The organism is Rhizomicrobium sp., from assembly GCA_037200045.1.
GTDB lineage: Bacteria > Pseudomonadota > Alphaproteobacteria > Micropepsales > Micropepsaceae > Rhizomicrobium.
The window spans coordinates 476,699-497,236 of the sequence record JBBCHM010000001.1; the positions used below are offsets into that span (position 1 = coordinate 476,699).

The following is a 20,538-nucleotide window of genomic DNA, read 5'->3' on the forward strand; positions in this document are numbered from 1 at the left end:
ATGATCGCGGCGCGCGCCTTCAAGCACAAGGATGTCGGCGTCTTCGGGCTGGCGCGCAGCGGCATGGCGTCGATCGCGTCGCTCAAGGCCGGCGGCGCGCATGTCTTTGCCTGGGACGACCGGGAGGACGCGCGGCGTGAGGCCGAGGGCCTCGGCGCGGTCGTCGTGCCCATCGCCAGTTGGGCATGGGACAGGCTGCAGGCGCTGGTGCTGTCGCCCGGCGTGCCGCTGACCCATCCCAAGCCCCATGCCATCGTCGAGCGCGCCCGCGCCGCCGCCGTCGAAGTGATCGGCGACATGGAGCTGTTCGCGCGCGAGATGGCGGCCGATCCCGCCGTGCCCGGCCGCAGCCCGGTCATCGCGATCACCGGCACCAACGGCAAGTCCACCACCACCGCCCTGATCGGCCACATCCTCGCCGCCGCCGGTTACGACGTGCAGGTCGGCGGCAATATCGGCAAGGCGGTGCTTGACCTCGAACCGCCGGGCCCCAAGACGATCTATGTGCTGGAGCTGTCGTCCTACCAGATCGATCTCGCGCCGGGCCTGGTGCCGGATGTCAGCGTGCTTTCCAACATCACGCCCGACCACATCGACCGCCATGGCAGCTTCGAGCACTACGCCGCGGTGAAGGCGCGCCTCCTGAAGCAGACCTCCAAGGCCGGCCAGATCGTGATCGGCGTCGACGACCCTTACACCTCGGCGATCTTCACCCGCCACGCCTCGAATGGCGGCCCGCCCGCCGTGCCGGTCTCGGTCGGCAAGGTGCTGGGCCGCGGCGTCTTCGTGGTCGATGGCGCGCTCTACGACGCGCAGGGCCAGCGCGCGACGAAAGTCATGGACCTCGCATCCGCGACGCATCTGCCCGGCGCCCACAATTGGCAGAACGCCGCGCTCGCCTATGCCGCGACCAAGCCCTATGCCAGGGACAGCCGCGCCATCGCCCAGGCCATCGGCGACTTCCCCGGCCTGGCGCACCGGATGGAAGAGGTCGGCCGCATCGGCGCGGTGCGCTTCGTCAACGATTCCAAGGCGACCAATGCCGACGCGGCGGCCCGCGCGCTCGCCTGCTACCCCGACATCTTCTGGATCGCCGGCGGCAAGGCGAAGGCGGGCGGCATCGAAAGCCTCGCACCCTTCTTCCCGCGCATCCGCAAAGCCTTCCTGATCGGCGACGCCGCGCCGGCCTTCGCCGCCACGCTGGACGGCAAGGTGGCTTACGAAATCTCCGGCACGCTGGAGGCCGCGACCCGCGCCGCCGCGTCCGCCGCCGCTGGGTCGGCGCTGCCCTCGCCGGTCGTGCTGCTGTCGCCGGCCTGCGCCTCGTTCGACCAGTTCCGGGATTTCGAGCAGCGCGGCGATGTCTTCCGCGCCCTGGTCGCCGACCTGCGCGCCCATCCCGTCCGGGAGGCGTCATGAACAGCCGCGCCGACCGCAGCTCCTACGCCACCTGGTGGTGGACCATCGACCGCACCGCGCTCGTCCTGATGCTGATGCTCATCACCATCGGATTGATGCTCGCCTTCGCCGCCAGCCCGGCCGCGACCGGCGGGCCGCTGACCGCCGGCGATTTCCGCTACACCGCCAAGCAGATCCTGTTCGCCGTCGTCGCCTTCGCGATCCTCGGCGGCGCCTCGCTGCTGTCGCTGCAGCAGGTCAAGATCGCCGCCGCCATCACCTTCGCCGTGGCGCTGATCGCCACGGCCCTGGTGCTGGTCATCGGCAGCGAAGTGCTGGGCGCCAAGCGCTCCATCGAGTTCGGCTTCTTCTCGCTGCAGCCGTCGGAGTTCCTCAAGCCCGGCTTCGCGGTGCTCGCCGCCGCGATCCTGGCGGACCGCCAGACCATGGCGCTGCCCAAGCCGGTCATCACCCTGCTGCTGATCCTTCCCGCCATCGCCATCCTGCTCAAGCAGCCCGATGTCGGCCAGACGACGCTTCTGATCGCGCTGTGGGCGACGCTGTTGTTCTTCTCCGGCGCGCCGCTGAAATGGATGGGCGGCCTGGCCGGCGGCGGCGTGGTGCTCGGCCTTGTCGCCTATCTGCTGTTCCCGCACGTCCATCACCGCATCGACCAGTTCCTCAATCCGACCGATACCGGCTACCAGACCGGCCTGGCGCTGAAGGCGTTCGCGCATGGCGGCCTCACCGGTGTCGGCCCCGGCGCCGGCACGGTGAAATACCGCCTGCCCGAGGCGCACTCCGACTTCGTCTTCGCCGTCGCCGGCGAGGAGTTCGGCCTCATCCTGTGCGGCGTCATCGCCATCCTGTTCTGCCTGTTGACCGTGCGCCTGTTGCTGCGCGCCGCCGACCAGCGCGACCGCTTCTCCCAGCTCGCCGGTGCAGCGCTCGCCACCGTCACCGCGCTCCAGGCTTTCATCAACATGGGTGTGGCGGTCAGCCTGTTGCCCGCCAAGGGCATGACCCTGCCGTTCATTTCCTATGGCGGCTCCTCGCTGTTCGCGGTGGCGCTGACCATGGGCTTCGCGCTCGCCGTGACGCGCCAGCGGCCGCAGCTTCCCACCCGCGATCCCTCGCTGCTCGAACTGTTCGGGGCGCGCGCATGAGCCTGATCGTGCTCTCGGCCGGCGGCACCGGCGGCCATCTCTTCCCGGCACAGGCGCTGGCCGGCGAACTGCAGAAGCGCGGCAATTCCATCGTCGTGATGACCGATGCCCGCTTCAAGAACTACGCGACCGCCTTTCCCGGCGCGCGGATCGAGACCGTGCCCTCCGCCGCCTTCTCCGACCGCTCGATCCTCGGCCTGATGGCCTCGCCGTTCGAGATCGTCGGCGGCATCGTGATGTCGCTGATCAAGCTGGCGCGCCTGAGGCCCGCCGCCGTCGTCGGCTTCGGCGGCTATCCCAGCGTGCCGGTGATGCTCGCCGCCATCGTCACGCGGATCCCGACCGCGATCCTCACACCCGACGCCCTGATGGGCCGCGCCAATCGCCTCGTCATGAACAGCGTGAACCTGATCGCGGCGAACTTCCCGCTGGTGCGCTTCCTGCCCAAGGACATGCGCAAGGTCGTCTACACCGGCAACACGCTGCGCCCCGAAGTCGTGGCGCTGGCCGGCGCGCCCTACGACACACCGAGCGCCGCCGGCCCGCTGAAGCTTCTCGTGTTCGGCGGCAGCCAGGGCGCCCGCGTCTTCAGCGAGATCGTTCCCGCCGCCGTCGCGCTGTTGCCCGATGCGCTCCGCGCCCGTCTCGACATCGTGCAGCAATGCCGCCCCGAAGATCTCGAAGGCGTGAAGGCGATCTACGCCAAAGCCGGCGTGAAAGCCGAACTGGCGCCGTTCTTCGGCGATCTGCCCCAGCGCATGGCCGCCACACACCTTGTTATCTGCCGCTCCGGCGCCGGCACGGTGAGCGAGCTCGCCGTGATCGGCCGCCCCGCCATCCTGGTGCCGCTGCCGCATGCGCTGGACGACAACCAGACCCCGAACGCCGACGCGCTGGCGAAAGCCGGCGGCGGCTGGCGCGTGCGCCAATCCGAACTCTCGCCGAAGAAGCTCGCGGAGATGCTGACGGCGGCGTTCGCATCGCCCGGCGACCTAGCCAAACGCGCCGCGTCGGCGCGCGCCATCGCCAAGGCCGACGGCACGCAGCGCTTCGCCGACGCGGTGCTCAAGATCGCGAGGGCCGCATGACCGCGCCCGTGCACACCCGCGTGCCGCTCGACGTCGGCACCATCCATTTCATCGGCATCGGCGGCATCGGCATGAGCGGCATCGCCGAGATCATGCACAATCTCGGCTACAAGGTTCAAGGCAGCGACGTGGCCGACAACGCCAATGTCAGGCGCCTCAAGAAGATGGGCATCCCCGTGATGCTCGGCCACGATCCGGCGAACCTGGCGGACGCCCACGCCGTCGTCTATTCCTCCGCCGTCAAGCCCGGCAATCCGGAGTTCGACGCCGCCCGCGCCCAAAGCCTGCCGCTGGTGCGCCGCGCCGAGATGCTGGCCGAGATCATGCGCCTGCGCTCCTGCGTCGCCGTCGCCGGCACCAACGGCAAGACCACGACCACGACGATGATCGCCGCGCTGCTCGACGCCGGCGGGCTCGATCCCACGGTGGTCAATGGCGGCATCATCAACGCCTATGGCACCAATGCGCGGCTCGGCGCCGGCGAATGGGTCGTGGTCGAGGCCGACGAGAGCGACGGCACCTTCCTCAAGCTGCCGGCCACCGTCGCGGTCGTCACCAACGCCGACCCGGACCATCTGGACTTCTACGGCACCTTCGACCGCATGCGCGAGGCCTTCCAGCGCTTCGTCGAGAACATCCCGTTCTACGGCTTCGCCGTGCTCTGCCTCGACCATCCCGAGGTCCAGGCCATGGTCGGCCGCATCGAGGACCGCCGCCTCATCACCTATGGCTTCAGCCCGCAGGCCGATATCCGCGCCACCGGCGTCCGCTTCGCCAAGGGCGTGTCGCATTTCGAAGTGGTCATCACCGACCGCCGCAAGAACGCGCAGATTCGCCTTGAGGACATGTGCCTGCCGATGCCCGGCGAGCACAACGTCCAGAACGCGCTGGCGGCGATCACCGTGGCGCGCGAACTCGGCGTCTCCGACGACACGATCCGCACCGCGCTGGCGAAATTCGGCGGCGTCGGCCGCCGCTTCACCAAGGTCGGCGAATGGCACGGCGCCGCGATCATCGACGACTACGCCCACAATCCCTTCAAGATCGCCGCCGCGCTCAAGGCCGCGCGCCAGGCCTATACCGGGCCGGTGATCGCCATCGTCCAGCCGCACCGCTACACCCGCCTGCGCGACACCTTCGAGCAGTTCGCCAAATGCCTCAACGACGCGGACGTCGCCATCGTCGCGCCGATCTACGCCGCCGGCGAACAGCCGATCGAAGGCATCAGCCGCGACAGCTACGCCGAGGCCCTGCGCGCCCACGGCCATCGCGACGTCCGCGTGATCGACGGCGAGGCCGACCTGCCGGCGATGCTCGCGACCCTGGAAAAGGATTTCGCCGACGGCGCCATCGTCTTCCTCGGCGCCGGCTCGATCACGGCCTGGGCGCACAATCTCGAAACCGCGTTGAAGGGGAGGCCGTGAAGATGACCCGCCCCTGCGACGCGCTTCCGCCCGTGCGCGGCACCTACACGATGGGCGCGCCGCTGAAGGACCTCGTCTGGTTCCGCGCCGGCGGCCCGGCGGAAATCCTGTTCCGCCCCGCCGATGCCGACGACCTCGCGACCTTCCTCGCCGCCAAGCCCGCCGACACCCGCGTCAGCGTGATCGGCGTCGGCTCGAATTTGCTGATCCGCGACGGCGGCATCCCCGGCGTGGTCGTGCGACTGCCCGGCACGATGGGCAAGGTCACGGTCGAAGGCACGCGCCTCACCGCCGGCGCCGCCGCGCTCGACGCCAATGTCGCCAGGACCGCCGCCGACGCCGGCATCGCCGGCCTCGAATTCCTGCGCGGCATCCCCGGCACGGTCGGCGGCGCGCTGCGCATGAACGCCGGCTGCTACGGCCGCGAGATCAAGGACATCCTGGTCGAGGCCACCGCCATCGACGCCAAGGGCAATCTCATCACGCTTACGCCCGCCGAGATGGGCTTCACCTATCGCCACACCGCCGCGCCCGACGATCTGATCTTCGTCTCCGCCGTCTTCGCCGGCACGCCGGACGATCCCGCCGCCGTGCGCGCCCGCATGGACAAGCTGCTCGCCGACCGCGAAGCCTCGCAGCCGGTGAAGACCCGGACCGGCGGCTCGACCTTCAAGAACCCGCCCGGCAAGAACGCCTGGAAGCTGATCGACGAGGCCGGCTGCCGCGGCCTGATGCGCGGCCCCGCGCAGGTCAGCCCGATGCATTGCAACTTCCTGATCAACACCGGCGACGCGACCGCCGCCGATATCGAGGCGCTGGGCGAAGAGGTCCGCGCCCGGGTCAAGGAGAAGACCGGCGTCGAACTGGAATGGGAAATCAAGCGGGTGGGCGTCGCATGAGCGCTTATAAGAGAGTGGCCGTCCTGCTCGGCGGGCGTTCCGCCGAACGCCCCGTCAGCCTGTCGTCCGGCAAGGGCTGCGCCGCCGCCTTGCGCGAGGAAGGCTTCGACGTGGTCGAAATCGATCCCGGCGAGGATCTGGCGCGCCAGCTTCTCGACGCCCGTCCCGACGCGGTGTTCAACGCGCTGCACGGCCGCTTCGGCGAGGACGGCACGGTCCAGGGCCTGCTGGAGCTTTACGGCATCCCCTACACCCATTCGGGCGTGCTCGCCTCCGCGCTTGCCATGCACAAGCAGCGCACCAAGGATGTCTACCGTGCCGCCGGCCTGCCGGTGGTGAACTCCATCGTGGTCGACCGCCGTGAGGCCGCCGCGCGGCACCTGATGGAGCCGCCCTATGTGGTCAAGCCGGTCAACGAAGGCTCCTCCGTCGGCGTCTTCATTATCCGCAAGGGCGACAACCGCCCGCCGGAAGCGCTCGGCAGCGACACCTGGACCCTCTCCAGCGAGATGATGGTCGAGGAATTCGTCCCCGGCCGCGAACTCACCGTCGCGGTGATGGGCGGCAAGGCGCTGGGCGTCACCGAGATCACGACCGCTCTCGAATTCTACGATTTCGAGGCGAAATATGCCGAGGGCGGCTCGCTCCACGTCCTGCCCGCCAAGGTCCCCGATACGGTCGCCAAGGAAGCCCTCGCGCTGGCCGAGCGCGCCCATGCGGCGCTGGGCTGCCGCGGCGTGTCGCGCACCGACATCCGCTACGACGACACGATCAAGGGCAAGCACCGCCTGGTGCTGCTGGAGACCAACACCCAGCCCGGCATGACGCCGACCTCGCTGGTGCCCGAACAGGCCGCTTACAACGGCCTGACCTATCCCAAGCTCTGCCGCTGGATCGTGGAGGACGCGTCTTGCGACAGGTGAAGATCGACCGCAAGCCCGCGCAGCCGCGCCCCAAGGCCGGCCGCGGTTCCGCGCGCGCCAGCCGCGCCGCGCCGGCACCGGCCAAGCCGTTCGGCCGCCGCAAGAAGCCCGGCGCCGTCGCCCGCGCTTGGCGCGCCTTCACCGGTTTCGTCGCCTTCCGCCGCCCGATGCTGACGCTCGCCGCCGTCCTGCTGGCGCTGGCCTTCGTCGGCGCGCTGTTCATCGGCGGCACTGTCGGCCGCGCCTTCGCCGCCGTCGACACCGCCACCGCCGCGACCATCGACGACGCCGGCTTCGGCATTTCCCAGGTCCACATCACCGGCAATGCCCGCACGCCGGGCGAGCAGATCGTCGCCGCGCTCGGCTTCGCGCCCGGCCAGTCGATCTTCGGCGCCGACATCGCGACCGCGCGGCTGAAGCTCAAGAAGCTCGATTGGGTCGCCGACGCCGATGTCCGCCGCCGCTATCCCGACGACATCTCGGTCCGCATCGTCGAGAAGCTGCCCTTCGCGCTTTGGCAGGACGGCGACGGCAAGCTCTGGGTGGTCGAGCGCGACGGCGGCCTCATCACCACCGACGGCATCGAGCAGTTCCGCGGCCTGCCGCTCCTGGCCGGCGCCGGCGGCTCGGCCGCCTCCGACATCGTGGACGCGGTCTCGCAGCATCGCGCGATCTTCGCCCGCATCCGCGCCTATCAGCGCGTCTCCGAGCGGCGCTGGAACCTGATCCTCGACGACGGCGTTGTCGTCAAGCTTCCCGAGTTGGCCTGGCCCAAAGAGCTCGACGCGCTCGAACATCTCATCATCGACAAGGGAATTCTGGAGCGCGACTTGATCGAAATCGATCTGCGCTCGCCGACGCAATACTTCTTCGTGCTCAAGAGCGGCGAGAAGAAGAACGAGACGAGGGGGAGCGCCGCCTGATGGGTGAGACCGTGAAACTGCGAACGGGGAACGAGATGCCAGCCTACCGCTCGGGGCTTGTCGCCGTCCTCGATGTCGGCTCGTCGAAGACGGTGTGCCTGATCGGCCGCGCCGAGCCGGGCAGCCTGCGCGTCGTCGGCGCCGCTTTGCGCGAGAGCCAGGGCATCCGCGCCGGCACCGTGGTCGGCATGGAGCATGCCGAGGAATCCATCCGCGACGCCGTCGCCGCCGCCGAGAACCACGCCGATCTGCGCATCCAGAACGTCATCATCTCGGTCAATTGCGGCCAGCCGGTCAGCGTCACCAGCCGGGCCGCCATGGCGCTGGACGGCGCGCTCGTCACCGACGCCCATCTGCGCGCCTTGTTGCAGGACGGCCGCTCGCGCTGCGTCGCCGAAGGCCATGAGCTGATCCAGAGCGCCCCGACGACTTATGTGGTGGACGAAGCGCGCGGCGTCAGGAACCCGCTCGGCATGTTCTGCCAGCGCATCGGCGTCGCCATGCACGCCGTCGCGGTCAAGCCGTCGCCGCTCAACAACCTCAAGCTCGCGGTCGAGCGCTGCCATCTCAACGTCGTCGGCACCCAGTTCGCGCCCTATGCCAGCGGCCTCGCCACCCTGACCGACGACGAGAAGCAGCTCGGCGTCACCGTCATCGACATGGGCGGCGGCGTCACCTCCATCGCGGTGTTCCTCGAGGGCCATCTCGTGCATGCCGATGTCGTGCCGATGGGCGGCCAGCAGGTCACCACCGACCTCGCCCGCATGCTCGCCGCGCCGATCTCGGCCGCCGAGCGCGCCAAGACCTTATACGGCGCCGCCCTGGGCGACATGGAGGCCGGCGCCGACGTGATCCCGCTCGCCCAGATGGGCGAGGAGGGCGAGGACGCTTCCATCCGCGTGCCGCGCTCCATGCTCACCCGCATCATCCAGGCCCGGCTGGAGGAGATTTTCGGCCTCGTCCAGTCGCGGCTGCGCGCGAGCGGCTTCGACGTGGCGGCGGGCCGCCGCGCCGTGCTCACCGGCGGCGCCTGCCAGCTCGCCGGCGTGCGCGAGCTCGCCGGCCGCGTTTTAAACAAGCAGGTGCGCATCGGCCGCCCGCAAAGCTTCCCGGGCCTGCCGGCCGCGTCGGCCGGCCCCGACTACGCCACCGCGATCGGCCTTCTGATGGCCGGCGCGACGTTCCCGCCCGAGGTTCTCAACCCCGAAATCGGCCGCGAAGAGCCGTCGGGACAAGGCAAAGGTTGGCTCGCACGGTTGACCGGTGGGCTGTTCGAGTGATTCAACAATAACAACACGAATCGGTTGGGCTTGCGTGGGTGACATGGTGATGAAGGAAAAAGGCCAAGGAGAATAAGTATGGCGATCAACCTCAAGGCACCCGAACTGACGGTGTTGCGTCCCCGAATCACCGTGCTCGGCGTCGGCGGCGCCGGCGGCAACGCGGTCAACAACATGATCGCCGCCAAGCTCGAAGGCGTCGAATTCGTCGTGGCGAACACCGACGCCCAGGCGCTGGCGCAGTCCAAGGCGGAGCGGCGCATCCAGCTCGGCGAGCAGGGCCATGGCGCCGGCGCGATGCCCGATGTCGGCAAGACCTGCGCCGAGGACACGCTCGATAGGGTCATGGAGGAGCTCGCCGGCTCCCACATGGTGTTCATCACCGCCGGCATGGGCGGCGGCACCGGCACCGGCGCGGCCCCCGTCATCGCCCGCGCGGTGCGCGAGATGGGCATCCTGACCGTCGGCGTCGTCACCAAGCCCTTCGCCTTCGAGGGCGACAAGCGCATGCGTGCCGCCGAGCGCGGCATCGTCGAGCTTCAGCAATACGTCCACACGCTTATTGTAATTCCCAATCAAAATCTGTTCCGCGTCGCCAACGACCGCACCACCTTCGCCCAGGCCTTCGCCATGGCGGACGAGGTGCTGCATGCCGGCGTGCGCGGCGTCACCGACCTGATCGTGATGCCGGGCTTGATCAACCTCGACTTCGCCGACATCAAGTCGGTGATCACCGAGATGGGCAAGGCGATGATGGGCACCGGCGAGGCGGAGGGCGAGGACCGCGCCGCCAAGGCCGCCGACATGGCGATCTCCAACCCCTTGCTCGACGACGTGTCGATGAAGGGCGCCCGCGGCGTGCTCATCAACATCACCGGCGGCCCCGACCTGATGCTGTTCGAGGTCGAGCAGGCGGCCAACCGCATCCGCGCCGAGGTCGATCCCGACGCCAACATCATCTTCGGCAACACCATCCTCGACAACATGGAGGGCCGCATCCGCGTCAGCGTGGTGGCGACCGGCATCGATGCCGAGCAGCTGCGCATGCCGGAGCCCAAGGTCCAGCCGATCCGTCCCGGCATCAAGCCGATGGTGGTGAAGGGCGAGCCGGCGCGGCCCGAGTCGAAAGTTGAGCCGCTGCGTCCCGCCGTCGCGATGGGCGTCACCAACGCGGTGCACCGCCAGCATGAGGCGCTGGCCGACGAGCTCGGCGCCCAGATGCCGGCGCGCGTGCCGTCTCCGGCCGAGGAGATGATCCTCGGCGGCGCCGACGCGCCGGTCGTCGCCGAGGACGACGACATCCCGCCGATGCCGGCCGCGCTGCGCAACATCGCGCCCCCGATCCAGCGGGTCGAGCCGATGCGTCCGGCGCAGCCGGCGCCCAAGACGGAGGAGCGCCGCGGCTGGGGCTTCCTGGGACGGGCGAAGAAGAAGGACGAGCCGCGCATCGAGCCGGTGCAGCAGCGCCCGGCGCCGCGCGCGACGGCGCAGCCGATCGCCCGTCCGCCGGCCGCCGAGCCGCCCAAGCCCTCGACCCTGGCCGACGACCTCTTCCCCGACCACAAGCGCGACGAACAGTTCGAGATCCCGGCGTTCTTGAGGCGCCAGTCGAACTGAGGCGCATTTTTTGATTTGAAACATGAAAGAGCCCTGCCGTATGGCGGGGCTCTTTTCGTTTTCCTCCCCACTGTCCTGCCCGCGCAGGCGGGCATCCAGCGACCACAAAAAAGATTGTCATCCGCCGCGAATGCGGCGGACCCAGTTGACGTTTGCACCAGCGACGCGGGTTTCAGCTGGGTCCGCCGCATTCGCGGCGGATGACATTTGGTTGCAGGCCGTCAATGCCCGGCCCACGCTGTCGCCAAGCCTGTGCGGGCAATCCGTTTTTCTCGCTTCCAAATTGGATCGCCCGCATGTGCGGGCGATGACGACGCGGTTGTTGATTTCCTTCGAGTCGAGAAGCGCTTTACGCTCCCGCCATGCCGCTGACCTTTCCCACCCTCGCCAAGAAAACCGCCGCGCTGAAAGCCCGCCTCGACGCCTTCCCCGGCGCGGTCGCCAGCCCGATGGCCGCGTCGCGCGGGACCACGCCGCTTGTCCTCATCTACAAGGTGATGAACAAGACTTTCGCGATCCTCTCGGTCCGCGCCGACGAATTCGTGATGCTGAAAGCCGATCCCGATTTCGTGCCCCTGCTGCGCGAAAAGTACGAAGGCATCGGCCACCGCTCCCACCTCGACCCGCGCCACTGGATCGCCGTCGCGCTCGATTCCGATGTCCCGGCGAAGGACGTCGCGCGGCTGGCGAAGCAGTCCTACGATCTGGTGTGCGCCGGCCTCACCGCCAGGCAGAAGGCCCAGCTCGCGGCTAGACAATGATGTTCAGATGCCGTCCCAGCGTGGGCCGCTGCTGGCTGGCTTCCTCGAGGCTGCGCGCCTCGTCGTCCAGGTCGCGCGCCGCCCGCTCCATCATCTCGATATAGTTCGGCAGCTTCATCTCGCGGGCGCGGCGGCGCAGCTTCTCCGCGAGCACGCGAAGCTCTCCGGCCCTCGATGTGTCATGGCGTCCCATCTGGATGTGAACGCGCGAAATTCCGTGTGCGTTCCTCTCAACCTTTTGTTGACCATGAACCGGCCGCGATCCGGCGCATTTTATTTGACCGCGAAGCCTCTATATTGCCCCCATGAGCACCCGCACCACGCTGGCCGGCGAAATCTCGGCCGAAGGCATCGCCCTGCACAGCGGCGCCAAGGTCCGCATGACGCTGTCGCCGGCGCCCGCCGGCCGTGGCGTCGTCTTCCGCCGCTCCGACCGGGACAACGCCGAGGTTCCCGCCCGCTACGACGCCGTCGCCGAGACCAATCTGGGCACCGTGATCGCCGCGAACGGGGTGAAGGTCGGCGTCATCGAGCATCTGATGGCCGCCGTCGCCGGCGCCGGGATCGACGACCTCCTGGTCACGCTCGACGGCGGCGAGCCGCCGATCCTGGACGGCGACGCGCTCGGCTATCTGACGCTGCTCGACCGGGCGGGCACCAGGCAACAGGCCGGCGCGAAGACCGCGATCAAGGTGACGCGGCCGGTCGAAGTCGCGATCAAGGACGCCCGCGTCACGCTCAGCCCCTCGGACGCGCCGGATTATTCCTACGCGCTCGACTATTCCAACACCAAGGCCATCGGCAAGCAGTTCTACCGCGTGGCGCTCACCCGCGAGGCCTTCGCGCGCGAGATCGCGCCGGCCCGCACCTTCGGCTTCGTCCACGAGCTGGATTACCTCAAAAGCATCGACCGCGGCCACGGCGCCTCGCTCGAAAACACCCTCGCCATCCAGGGCGACGAGGTGCTGAACAAGGACCTGATGCGCTTCCCCGACGAGTTCGTGCGCCACAAGCTCCTCGACGCCATCGGCGACATGGCGCTGGCCGGCGCGCCGCTGATCGCCCGGTTCGAGGGGGTCAAATCCGGCCATGGAACCAACAATGCCGTGCTCCGCGCCCTGTTCGCGGACCCCGCCAATTACGTGACAATCGATTTAGATTGAGCCGCCCCGGCCCGTGTTATAAGCGCCCGTTCAGCCCCTTAACGCTGCCCCGCGAAGCGGCTTTACCCGGCGGCCGGGGGGATGGCATAAGGGCTTGGCCCCACACGAAAAACAGACAGGCACGGAACGCTTCATGGCGCTTGGATTTGTGAACCCTTCCCGCGCGGCACGCCTGGCGGCGGTCATCCTGGTGGCCGGCTTCGGCCTCGCCGGCTGCGAGTCGCTCAGCAACCTGTTCGGCCAGGGCGGGGCGCGCGACGCGGACAAGCCGGCCGAATATGTCGACCGCCCGGTCGACCAGATCTATGCCGACGCCTGGAAGAAGATCAACCAGGAGGATTACGTCGGCGCCGCCAAGCAGTTCGACGAGGTGGAGCGCCAGCATCCCTATTCGATCTGGGCCCGCCGCGCGATGCTGATGTCGGCCTATTGCTCCTACAAGGCCAACCACTACACCGACGCGATCGCCGCCGCCGACGGCTATATCCAGCTTCATCCCGGCAGCAAGGAAGTCGGCTATGCCTTCTACCTGAAGGCGGTTTCGCTCTACGAGCAGATCGTCGATGTCGGCCGCGACCAGTCCAACACCGAGGACGCGCTGACCGCGCTGCAGGATGTCGTCCAGCGCTTTCCCGACACCGAATATGCCCGCGACGCCACGCTGAAGATCGACCTGACGCTCGACCATCTCGCCGGCAAGGAGATGGCGGTCGGCCGCTACTACCTGCGCCAGCAGGATTATATCGGCGCCATCAACCGCTTCCGCTCGGTGGTCGAGCAGTACCAGAAGACCTCGCAGATCGCCGAGGCGCTGGAGCGGCTGACCGAGGCCTATTACGCGCTCGGCATCTACAACGAGGCCCAGAACGCCGCCGCGGTGCTGGGCGCCAATTATCCGGGCAGCCCGTGGTACCAGGACGCCTACAAGCTCCTGACCGAACACGGCATGAAACCGCAGGTGGACGACCGCTCGTGGTTGAGCAAGACTTTCGGGCGGATTCTCTGAAAGGGCGGCGATGCTCGCGGCGCTCACCGTGCGGGACATCGTTCTGATCGAAACGGCGGCGCTGGAATTCGCGCCGGGCCTCAACGTGCTCACCGGCGAGACCGGCGCCGGCAAATCCATCCTGCTCGATGCCCTGGGCCTGGCCGCCGGCGGGCGCGGCGGCGGACGGGCCGGTGTGCGCCCCGGCGCGGCGCAGGGCTCCGCCACCGCGGTGTTCGAGCCGCCCAAATCCAATCCCGCCTTCGCCCTCCTCGCCGAGCAGGCCATTCCGGCCGAGACCGAGATCGTGCTGCGCCGCACGCTGTCGCAGGACGGCCGCACCCGCGCCTTCGTCAATGACGAGCCGGTCGGCGTGGCGCTGCTCCGCGATGTTGGCGCGGCGCTCCTGGAAGTCCACGGCCAGGCCGACGACCGCGGCCTGTTCGACATCGCGACCCATCGCGGCCTGCTCGACGGCTTTGCCGGCCACGACGCGCTGCTGCGCGAGACGGCGCTCGCCTTCGCCGCCTTCGATGGCGCCCGCAAGGCGCTGGCCGATCTGAAGGCGGAAGCCGCGACGGCGGCCGCCGACGCCGATTTCATCCGCCACGCCGCCGACGAGCTGACCGCGCTGGCGCCGGAAGAAAGCGAGGAATCGCGCCTCGCCTCCGAACGCGCGCTTCTGATGAACGCGACCCGCATCGCCGAGGATGTGAACGCCGCCGCCGACCTGCTGGCCGGCGACCGCGGCGCGGCGAACGCGATCTCCGGCGCGCTGAAGCGCCTGTCGCGGATGAACGAGGAAGCGCGCAAGGCCGCCGCGTCCGCCGAATCGGCGCTCGACCAGGCCTACAACGCGGTGGAAGACGCGCGGCGCGAACTCGAAGCCCTGCAAAGCCGCCTCGACATCGAGCCCGGCCAACTCGAAAAAGTCGAAGACCGCATCCACGATTTGCGCGCCGCCGCGCGGAAGTATGGCGTGTCGACCGATGCGCTGGCCAGGACCGCCGCCGATTTCCGCTTCAAGCGCGACACGCTCTCGCTCGGCGGCGGCCGGCTGAAGGAGGCCGAGGCGCAATTGGCGGCGCACCGCGCCGCGTTCCTGGCGGCGGCGAAGCGGCTTTCGAAGTCGCGCAGCGAGGCGGCGCGCCGACTCGAAACCGCGGTGGCCGGCGAGCTGGCGCCGCTCAAGCTCGGCCACGCCAAATTCCGCGTCGCGCTGGAACCGCTCGGCGAAGATACCGCCGGCGCCGGCGGCCTGGAACGCGTCGCCCTCGAAGTCGCCACCGTCGAAGGCGCCGCCTTCGGTTCGCTGGCGAAGATCGCGTCGGGCGGCGAACTCGCCCGTTTCTCCTTGGCGCTGAAGGTCGCACTGGCCGAAGCGACGCCGCCGGCGGCGCTGGTGTTCGACGAGGTCGATCGCGGCGTCGGCGGCGCGGTCGCCGACGCGGTCGGCGAGCGGCTGCAGCGCCTGGCCCAGACCACGCAGGTTCTTCTCGTGACGCACGCCCCGCAGGTGGCCGCGCGCGCCGAACGCCATTTCCGCATCACCCGCTCGGGCGACAAGACCAGGGTGACGCTGCTGGACGACGCGGCGCGGCTCGAAGAGGTGGCGCGGATGCTGTCCGGCGCGACCGTCACCGAAGAAGCCCGCGCCGCCGCCCGCCGCCTGCTTGACGAGGCCCGCACCCCGCCGCCGAAGAAGCGCAAGCGCGCATGAGCGGGGGCCGCGCGAAAAAGCCGGTCGACAAGCTCACCGCGACCGAAGCCGGGAAGGAACTCGACCGCCTCGCGCAAGAGATCGCCGAGAACGACCGGCGCTATCACGCCGAGGACGCGCCGACGATCTCCGACGCCGATTACGACGCGCTGCGCCGCCGCAACGACGAGATCGAGAAGCGTTTTCCCCTGCTGGTGCGCGCGGACTCGCCGTCGCACCGCGTCGGCGCCGCCGTCTCGGCGAAATTCGCCAAGGTCGTCCACGCCAAGCCGATGCTGTCGCTCGATAACGCCTTCAGCGACGAGGATGTCCACGATTTCGCGGTGCGCGTCCGCCGCTTCCTCGGCCTGAAGGAGGACGATCCGCTGGCCTTCACCGCCGAGCCGAAGATCGACGGGCTCTCCGCCTCGCTGCGCTACGAGAACGGCCTCTTCGTGCAGGGCGCGACGCGCGGCGACGGCACCGAAGGCGAGGACATCACCGCCAATCTGCGCACCATCCAGGACATCCCGCTGCGCCTGCACGGCAAGGCGCCGAAGGTGATCGAGGTGCGCGGCGAGGTCTATATGAGCCACCGCGAATTCGCCGCGCTGAACAAGCGCCAGGAGAAGGAGGGCAAGCCGACCTACGCCAATCCGCGCAATTCGGCCGCCGGCTCGGTGCGCCAGCTCGATCCCGCCATCACCGCGTCGCGCGCGCTCAATTTCTTCGCCTATGCCTGGGGCGAGTTCAGCGAGCTGCCCGCCGACACCCAATGGGGCATGCTGAAGGCGTTCGAGGGCTACGGCTTCAAGACCAACCATCTGACCCGGCGCGTCGAGACCGTCGACGCGGTGCTGAACTTCTATCGCACCATCGAGGAGAAGCGCGCCGCGCTCGGCTACGACATCGACGGCGTGGTCTACAAGGTCGACCGGCTCGATTTGCAGGAACGGCTGGGCTTCGTGTCGCGCTCGCCGCGCTGGGCCATCGCCCACAAATTCCCCGCCGAGCAGGCCGAGACCATCCTCGAAGGCATCGACATCCAGGTCGGCCGCACCGGCAAGCTGGCGCCGGTGGCGCGGCTGAAGCCGATCACGGTCGGCGGCGTCGTCGTGCAGAACGCCACGCTGCACAACGAGGACGAGATCGCCCGGCTCGACGTGCGCATCGGCGACACGGTGGTCATCCAGCGCGCCGGCGACGTGATCCCGCAGGTCGTGCGCGTGGTCCTCGAAAAGCGCAAGCGCGGCGCCAAGCCCTACGAATTCCCCCACAAATGCCCGGCTTGCGGCAGCCACGCGGTGCGCGAGGTGGACGAGAAGACCGGCAAGGAAGACGTCGACCGCCGCTGCACCGGCGGCTTGATCTGCCCGGCGCAAGCCGTGGAGCGCCTCCGTCATTTTGTCTCGCGCCAGGCCTTCGACATCGAGGGCTTCGGCGGCGTCTATATCGAAACGCTTTTTGAAAAGGGTTTGCTGAAGGAACCCGCCGACATCTTCCGCCTGGCGAAAAAGCCGGACGTGCTCAACCGCGCGCTGGCCGAACGCCGCGCCGAACTTTCCGCCGAGCGCCGCGCCAAGGAAGGCAAGGAAGACGTCAAGGCGGGCAAGAAGGAAGCCGACGAAGAGAGCAAGCTGGTCGAAAATCTCGTCGCCGCGATCGACGCACGGCGGACGATCGCGATGGATCGTTTCCTGAACGCGCTCGGCATCCGCCATGTCGGCGAGACGAACGCGCGGCTGATCGCCCGCAACTATCCGAGCATCGAAGCCTTCGTCACCGCGATGGAAGGCGAGGGCGCCGTCGCCGAGCTGGACGAGATCCAGGGCATCGGCGAGGTGCTGGCCCAGGCGATCAAGGATTTCTTCGACGAGCCGCACAACAGGAAGGTGGTCGATCACCTCCTGAAGGAAGTGACGGTCGTGCCGCTGGAAGCGCGCAAGATCGAAGGCTCGCCGGTCGCCGGCAAGACGGTGGTGTTCACCGGCACGCTCGAAAAGATGACGCGCCAGGAAGCCAAGGCGCGGGCGGAATCCCTGGGTGCCAAGGTCTCGGGCTCCGTCTCCGCGAAAACCGACCTCGTCGTCGCCGGCCCCGGCGCCGGCTCCAAGCTCACCGAAGCCCAGAAACACGGCGTGCAGGTCATCGACGAAGACGCCTGGCTCAAGATGATCGAGGGGCTATAAGCCGCCGCCACCACACAACTGTCATGGCCCGCGAATGCGGGCCACCCAGGTGAAAGTAGCAATCAGCTTATAATTTTGGCGAGACGATCTCCCGAAACTACTTCCGGCGTTCAAAACTCAACTGGGTGGCCCGCATTCGCGGACCATGACACCGATTAAGTTGAGAGCGCCTTCGCCAGCACGGGCAGGCTCACATCCATCCGGTAATCCACCGCGTTGTGGTTGTCCGGGAATTCCTCGTAGATGTGCGGCACGTCCATCGCGGTCAGCCGCTTGTGCATCCGCCGCGCGCCATAGACCAGATTGTACTGATCGACATCGCCGCAATCGATGTACAGCGCCTTCAGCCGCTTCATGCCCGCCCCATGTTCCTCCACCAGCGTCAGCGGATCCCATTTCAGCCAGTTGGCCCAGCGCTCCGGGATGATCTCGCAGGTGTCGAGCGTCACCGGCAGGCGCACGCCGTAAGGCGCGCCTGGATCAGGATCGAAGCTCGCGGCCTGCGCCAGGATCATGATGATATTGACGTCGCTGTCCTTCGGCTTCGGCGCCGCCCAGAAATCGTCGACCCATTTCTTGATGTCGGGATTCTTGGCCAGCGCCCGCAGCACCGGCACGAATTCGTGGCGATACATGAGCTCCATGCCCATGTCGCCCGAATGCACCGCCGCCGCCGACCAGAAATCGGGATGCAGCAGGGCGTGCACCATCGCGCCGTAACCGCCGCTCGACTTGCCGAAGATGCCGCGCTTGCCCGGCCCGCCGCAGCCGAACCTGGCCTCGACGAACGGCACCGCCTCGTCGCGCAGGAAATCGTCCCACCGGCCCATCGCGACCGAGTTCACATACTGGTTGCCGCCCAGCTTGGTGAAGCAGTCCGGAAAGGCGACCGCGACGGGCGGCATCGCGCCGCTCGCGATCAGCCGGTCGAGCCGCTCGGGCACGTTCTCGCCGAAATTCTTCCAGTTGACGTGCACCGGCCCGCCCGCCGTGAAGCCGACGACGTCGACCAGCAGCGGCAGCCCGCGCCCGTCATGGCCGTGCGGCACATAGACGTCGATCTCGCGCAGCGTCGGATCGCCCAGCAGGTTGGTCTTCAGCACCGCGCTGTCGAGATGCAGGCGATGGATGGTGCCGGCGGGGGTCGAAGGGTCTTTGCGCATGTCGTCCTCAAATAGCCCGTGTCGCGTTCTCCAGCCAGGGCCGCGTCTCTTCGTCCACCAGCGGCCCCACCGTCAGGAGCACGCGCGCGTGATAGGCGTTGAGCCAGGCCCGTTCCTCCGTGGACAGAAGATCGGGCGCGACCAGGTCCAGGTCGATCGGCGCCAGCGTGATGGTCTCGAAATTCAGGAACTTGCGCCGCGGATCGCCGCCGGGCACCGGCGCCGCCGCGCTCACCACGACCAGGTTCTCGATCCGGATGCCGTATTCGCCGGTCTTGTAATAGCCCGGCTCGTTCGAGCAGATCATCCCCGGCATCAGCGCCTGGGTGACGGTGTAGCGCTTGGAGATGTTCTGCGGCCCCTCATGCACCGACAGGAAGCTGCCGACGCCATGGCCGGTGCCGTGGTCGTAATCGAGCCCCGCGTCCCACAGCGCCCGCCGCGCGAAGGCGTCGAGCGCAGCCCCCGGCGTGCCCACCGGGAACCGCGCGGTCGCCAGCGCGATATGGCCCTTCAGCACGCGGGTGAAGCGGTCCTTCATCTCCGCCGTGGCCGCGCCCACGATCACGGTGCGCGTCACGTCGGTGGTGCCGTCGGGATATTGCCCGCCGGAATCGATCAGGAAGATCTCGCCGCGCCGGATCGGCCGGTTGGTCGATTGCGTGACGCGGTAATGCACCACCGCGCCGTTCGAGCCGGCGCCGGAGATCGAATCGAACGACAGATCGCGCAGCGAGCCGGTGCGGGCGCGATAGCCCTCCAGCGCCTTGGACGCATCGATCTCGGTCAGGTGCCCGTCCGGCGCCTCGCGCGCCAGCCAGGCGAGGAAGTTCGACAGCGCGGCGCCGTCGCGGATATGGGCCCGCCGCGTGCCTTCGATTTCCACCGGGTTCTTGCACGCCTTCGGCAATTGCACCGGATCGGGGGCGGAGCGGATATGCGCGCCCGCCGCCTTCAGCCGGTCGAAGATCGCCGCCGACGCCGTCGTCGGATCGGCCGCCACCGTCTTGCCCTTGAGCGCGTCGAGCGCCGGCGCGAATTCCGCCGGCGGACGCAGGCGCACGGCATTGCCCAGATGCTTCTCCAGCTCGGGCGAGGATTTGCGCGCGTCCATGAACAGGTCGGTCGAGCCGTCGGCGTTCTGGATCGCGAAGCTGAGCGCGAAGGGCGTGTGAGGCACGTCGCCGCCGCGGATGTTGAGCAGCCAGCAGATCGAATCCGGCAGGGTGATCACCGCCGCGTCGGCGCCGAGCGCCTTCACGTCCTCGGCGATGCGCAGGCGCTTGGCCTCGGCCGCCTCGCCGGCGAGGTTCAGGTCCTGGATCGTCGCCTTGGCGGTCGGCGCCTCCGGCTGGTCGGTCCACACCGCGTCGATCGGGTTGGTCTGGACCGCGACCAGCGTGCCGCCCGCCTTCTCGGCGGCGGCGCGCAGGGCCTGCACCGCGGCGGCGGTGTGCAGCCACGGGTCGTAGCCGAGCTTGGCGCCCTTCGGCAGGTTGGCGGCGATCCAGGCGGCGGGACCTTCCTCGACGAGGTCGCGCGGCTCGAACAGCGAGGTGTCGGTCTGCTGGCGGATCTGCAGCGTATAGCGGCCGTCGACGAACACGGCGGCCTTGTCCGTCAGCGCGACGGCGGCGCCGGCCGAGCCGGTGAAGGCGGTCAGCCAGGCGAGGCGCTCGTCGCGCTTGGGGACGTATTCGCCCTGATGCGCGTCGGCGCGCGGCACGACAAAGCCGTCGAGCCCGCGGCGCTTCAGCTCGGCGCGCAGGGCGGCGAGGCGCGGCGCGACGGTCGCGGCGTCGGTTTCGTTCTCGTAAGTCTGGAAGGGTCCGGTCTTGTCCATGGCTGTCACTTTTCTCG

At 68.7% G+C, this 20,538-nt stretch carries 17 protein-coding genes; 14 read left to right on the forward strand and 3 right to left on the reverse strand.

The annotated features are described in order from the left end of the window. The 10 genes from murD (at position 1) to WDM86_02165 (ending at position 11,479) form a co-directional block, all read left to right on the forward strand. A complete protein-coding gene (murD, locus tag WDM86_02120; GenBank protein ID MEI9988809.1) occupies positions 1-1,419 on the forward strand; it encodes a UDP-N-acetylmuramoyl-L-alanine--D-glutamate ligase in 1,419 nt (472 codons plus the stop codon). Next, on the forward strand, positions 1,416-2,564 hold the full coding sequence (locus WDM86_02125; GenBank protein MEI9988810.1) for a putative peptidoglycan glycosyltransferase FtsW: 1,149 nt from the start codon (positions 1,416-1,418) through the stop codon (positions 2,562-2,564). Before murD ends, WDM86_02125 begins: the two co-directional genes overlap by 4 nt. Further along, entirely contained in the window at positions 2,561-3,652 is a 1,092-nt protein-coding gene (gene murG, locus WDM86_02130) for an undecaprenyldiphospho-muramoylpentapeptide beta-N-acetylglucosaminyltransferase (protein MEI9988811.1), read from the forward strand. The genes WDM86_02125 and murG overlap by 4 nt, the downstream gene beginning before the upstream one ends. Then, positions 3,649-5,076 carry a UDP-N-acetylmuramate--L-alanine ligase gene (murC, locus tag WDM86_02135; GenBank protein MEI9988812.1) on the forward strand — a complete coding sequence of 476 codons (1,428 nt, stop codon included), beginning with the start codon at positions 3,649-3,651 and terminating at the stop codon, positions 5,074-5,076. The genes murG and murC overlap by 4 nt, the downstream gene beginning before the upstream one ends. A 2-nt stretch (positions 5,077-5,078) precedes the next feature. Then, the gene (gene murB, locus WDM86_02140) at positions 5,079-5,975 is read left to right on the forward strand and encodes a UDP-N-acetylmuramate dehydrogenase (GenBank protein ID MEI9988813.1); all 897 of its coding nucleotides are present in this window, start codon (positions 5,079-5,081) and stop codon (positions 5,973-5,975) included. Then, positions 5,972-6,898: a D-alanine--D-alanine ligase gene (locus tag WDM86_02145; protein ID MEI9988814.1), complete on the forward strand. Its 927-nt coding sequence runs from the start codon at positions 5,972-5,974 to the stop codon at positions 6,896-6,898. Before murB ends, WDM86_02145 begins: the two co-directional genes overlap by 4 nt. Further along, positions 6,895-7,821: an FtsQ-type POTRA domain-containing protein gene (locus WDM86_02150; GenBank protein ID MEI9988815.1), complete on the forward strand. Its 927-nt coding sequence runs from the start codon at positions 6,895-6,897 to the stop codon at positions 7,819-7,821. The genes WDM86_02145 and WDM86_02150 overlap by 4 nt, the downstream gene beginning before the upstream one ends. 35 nt (positions 7,822-7,856) lie before the next feature. After that, positions 7,857-9,101 carry a cell division protein FtsA gene (gene ftsA, locus WDM86_02155; GenBank protein MEI9988816.1) on the forward strand — a complete coding sequence of 415 codons (1,245 nt, stop codon included), beginning with the start codon at positions 7,857-7,859 and terminating at the stop codon, positions 9,099-9,101. Between the two features lie 78 nt (positions 9,102-9,179). Then, entirely contained in the window at positions 9,180-10,718 is a 1,539-nt protein-coding gene (gene ftsZ / locus WDM86_02160; protein ID MEI9988817.1) for a cell division protein FtsZ, read from the forward strand. Between the two features lie 362 nt (positions 10,719-11,080). After that, on the forward strand, positions 11,081-11,479 hold the full coding sequence (locus WDM86_02165) for an MmcQ/YjbR family DNA-binding protein (GenBank protein ID MEI9988818.1): 399 nt from the start codon (positions 11,081-11,083) through the stop codon (positions 11,477-11,479). Here WDM86_02165 and WDM86_02170 read toward each other — a convergent pair. Next, the gene (locus tag WDM86_02170; protein ID MEI9988819.1) at positions 11,469-11,633 is read right to left on the reverse strand and encodes a hypothetical protein; all 165 of its coding nucleotides are present in this window, start codon (positions 11,631-11,633) and stop codon (positions 11,469-11,471) included. The two genes, WDM86_02165 and WDM86_02170, sit on opposite strands and share 11 nt — an antisense overlap. 151 nt (positions 11,634-11,784) lie before the next feature. Here WDM86_02170 and lpxC point away from each other — a divergent pair, with 151 nt between their 5' ends. The 4 genes from lpxC to ligA all read left to right on the forward strand — a co-directional run bounded on the left by lpxC (position 11,785) and on the right by ligA (position 17,515). Further along, on the forward strand, positions 11,785-12,642 hold the full coding sequence (gene lpxC, locus WDM86_02175) for a UDP-3-O-acyl-N-acetylglucosamine deacetylase (GenBank protein MEI9988820.1): 858 nt from the start codon (positions 11,785-11,787) through the stop codon (positions 12,640-12,642). Between the two features lie 133 nt (positions 12,643-12,775). Next, positions 12,776-13,648: an outer membrane protein assembly factor BamD gene (locus WDM86_02180; GenBank protein MEI9988821.1), complete on the forward strand. Its 873-nt coding sequence runs from the start codon at positions 12,776-12,778 to the stop codon at positions 13,646-13,648. Between the two features lie 10 nt (positions 13,649-13,658). Next, complete coding sequence (locus WDM86_02185; GenBank protein ID MEI9988822.1) at positions 13,659-15,347, forward strand: DNA repair protein RecN; 1,689 nt, start codon at positions 13,659-13,661, stop codon at positions 15,345-15,347. Continuing rightward, the gene (gene ligA, locus WDM86_02190) at positions 15,344-17,515 is read left to right on the forward strand and encodes an NAD-dependent DNA ligase LigA (protein MEI9988823.1); all 2,172 of its coding nucleotides are present in this window, start codon (positions 15,344-15,346) and stop codon (positions 17,513-17,515) included. Before WDM86_02185 ends, ligA begins: the two co-directional genes overlap by 4 nt. 155 nt (positions 17,516-17,670) lie before the next feature. On the opposite strand, the gene WDM86_02195 is transcribed toward ligA, so the two are convergent. Both WDM86_02195 and WDM86_02200 read right to left on the reverse strand, forming a co-directional pair. Then, positions 17,671-18,678, reverse strand: a complete 1,008-nt coding sequence (locus WDM86_02195) for an alpha/beta hydrolase-fold protein (GenBank protein MEI9988824.1) — start codon at positions 18,676-18,678, stop codon at positions 17,671-17,673. Between the two features lie 7 nt (positions 18,679-18,685). Beyond that, positions 18,686-20,521, reverse strand: a complete 1,836-nt coding sequence (locus tag WDM86_02200) for an aminopeptidase P family protein (protein ID MEI9988825.1) — start codon at positions 20,519-20,521, stop codon at positions 18,686-18,688. Between the last annotated feature and the right edge of the window lie 17 nt (positions 20,522-20,538).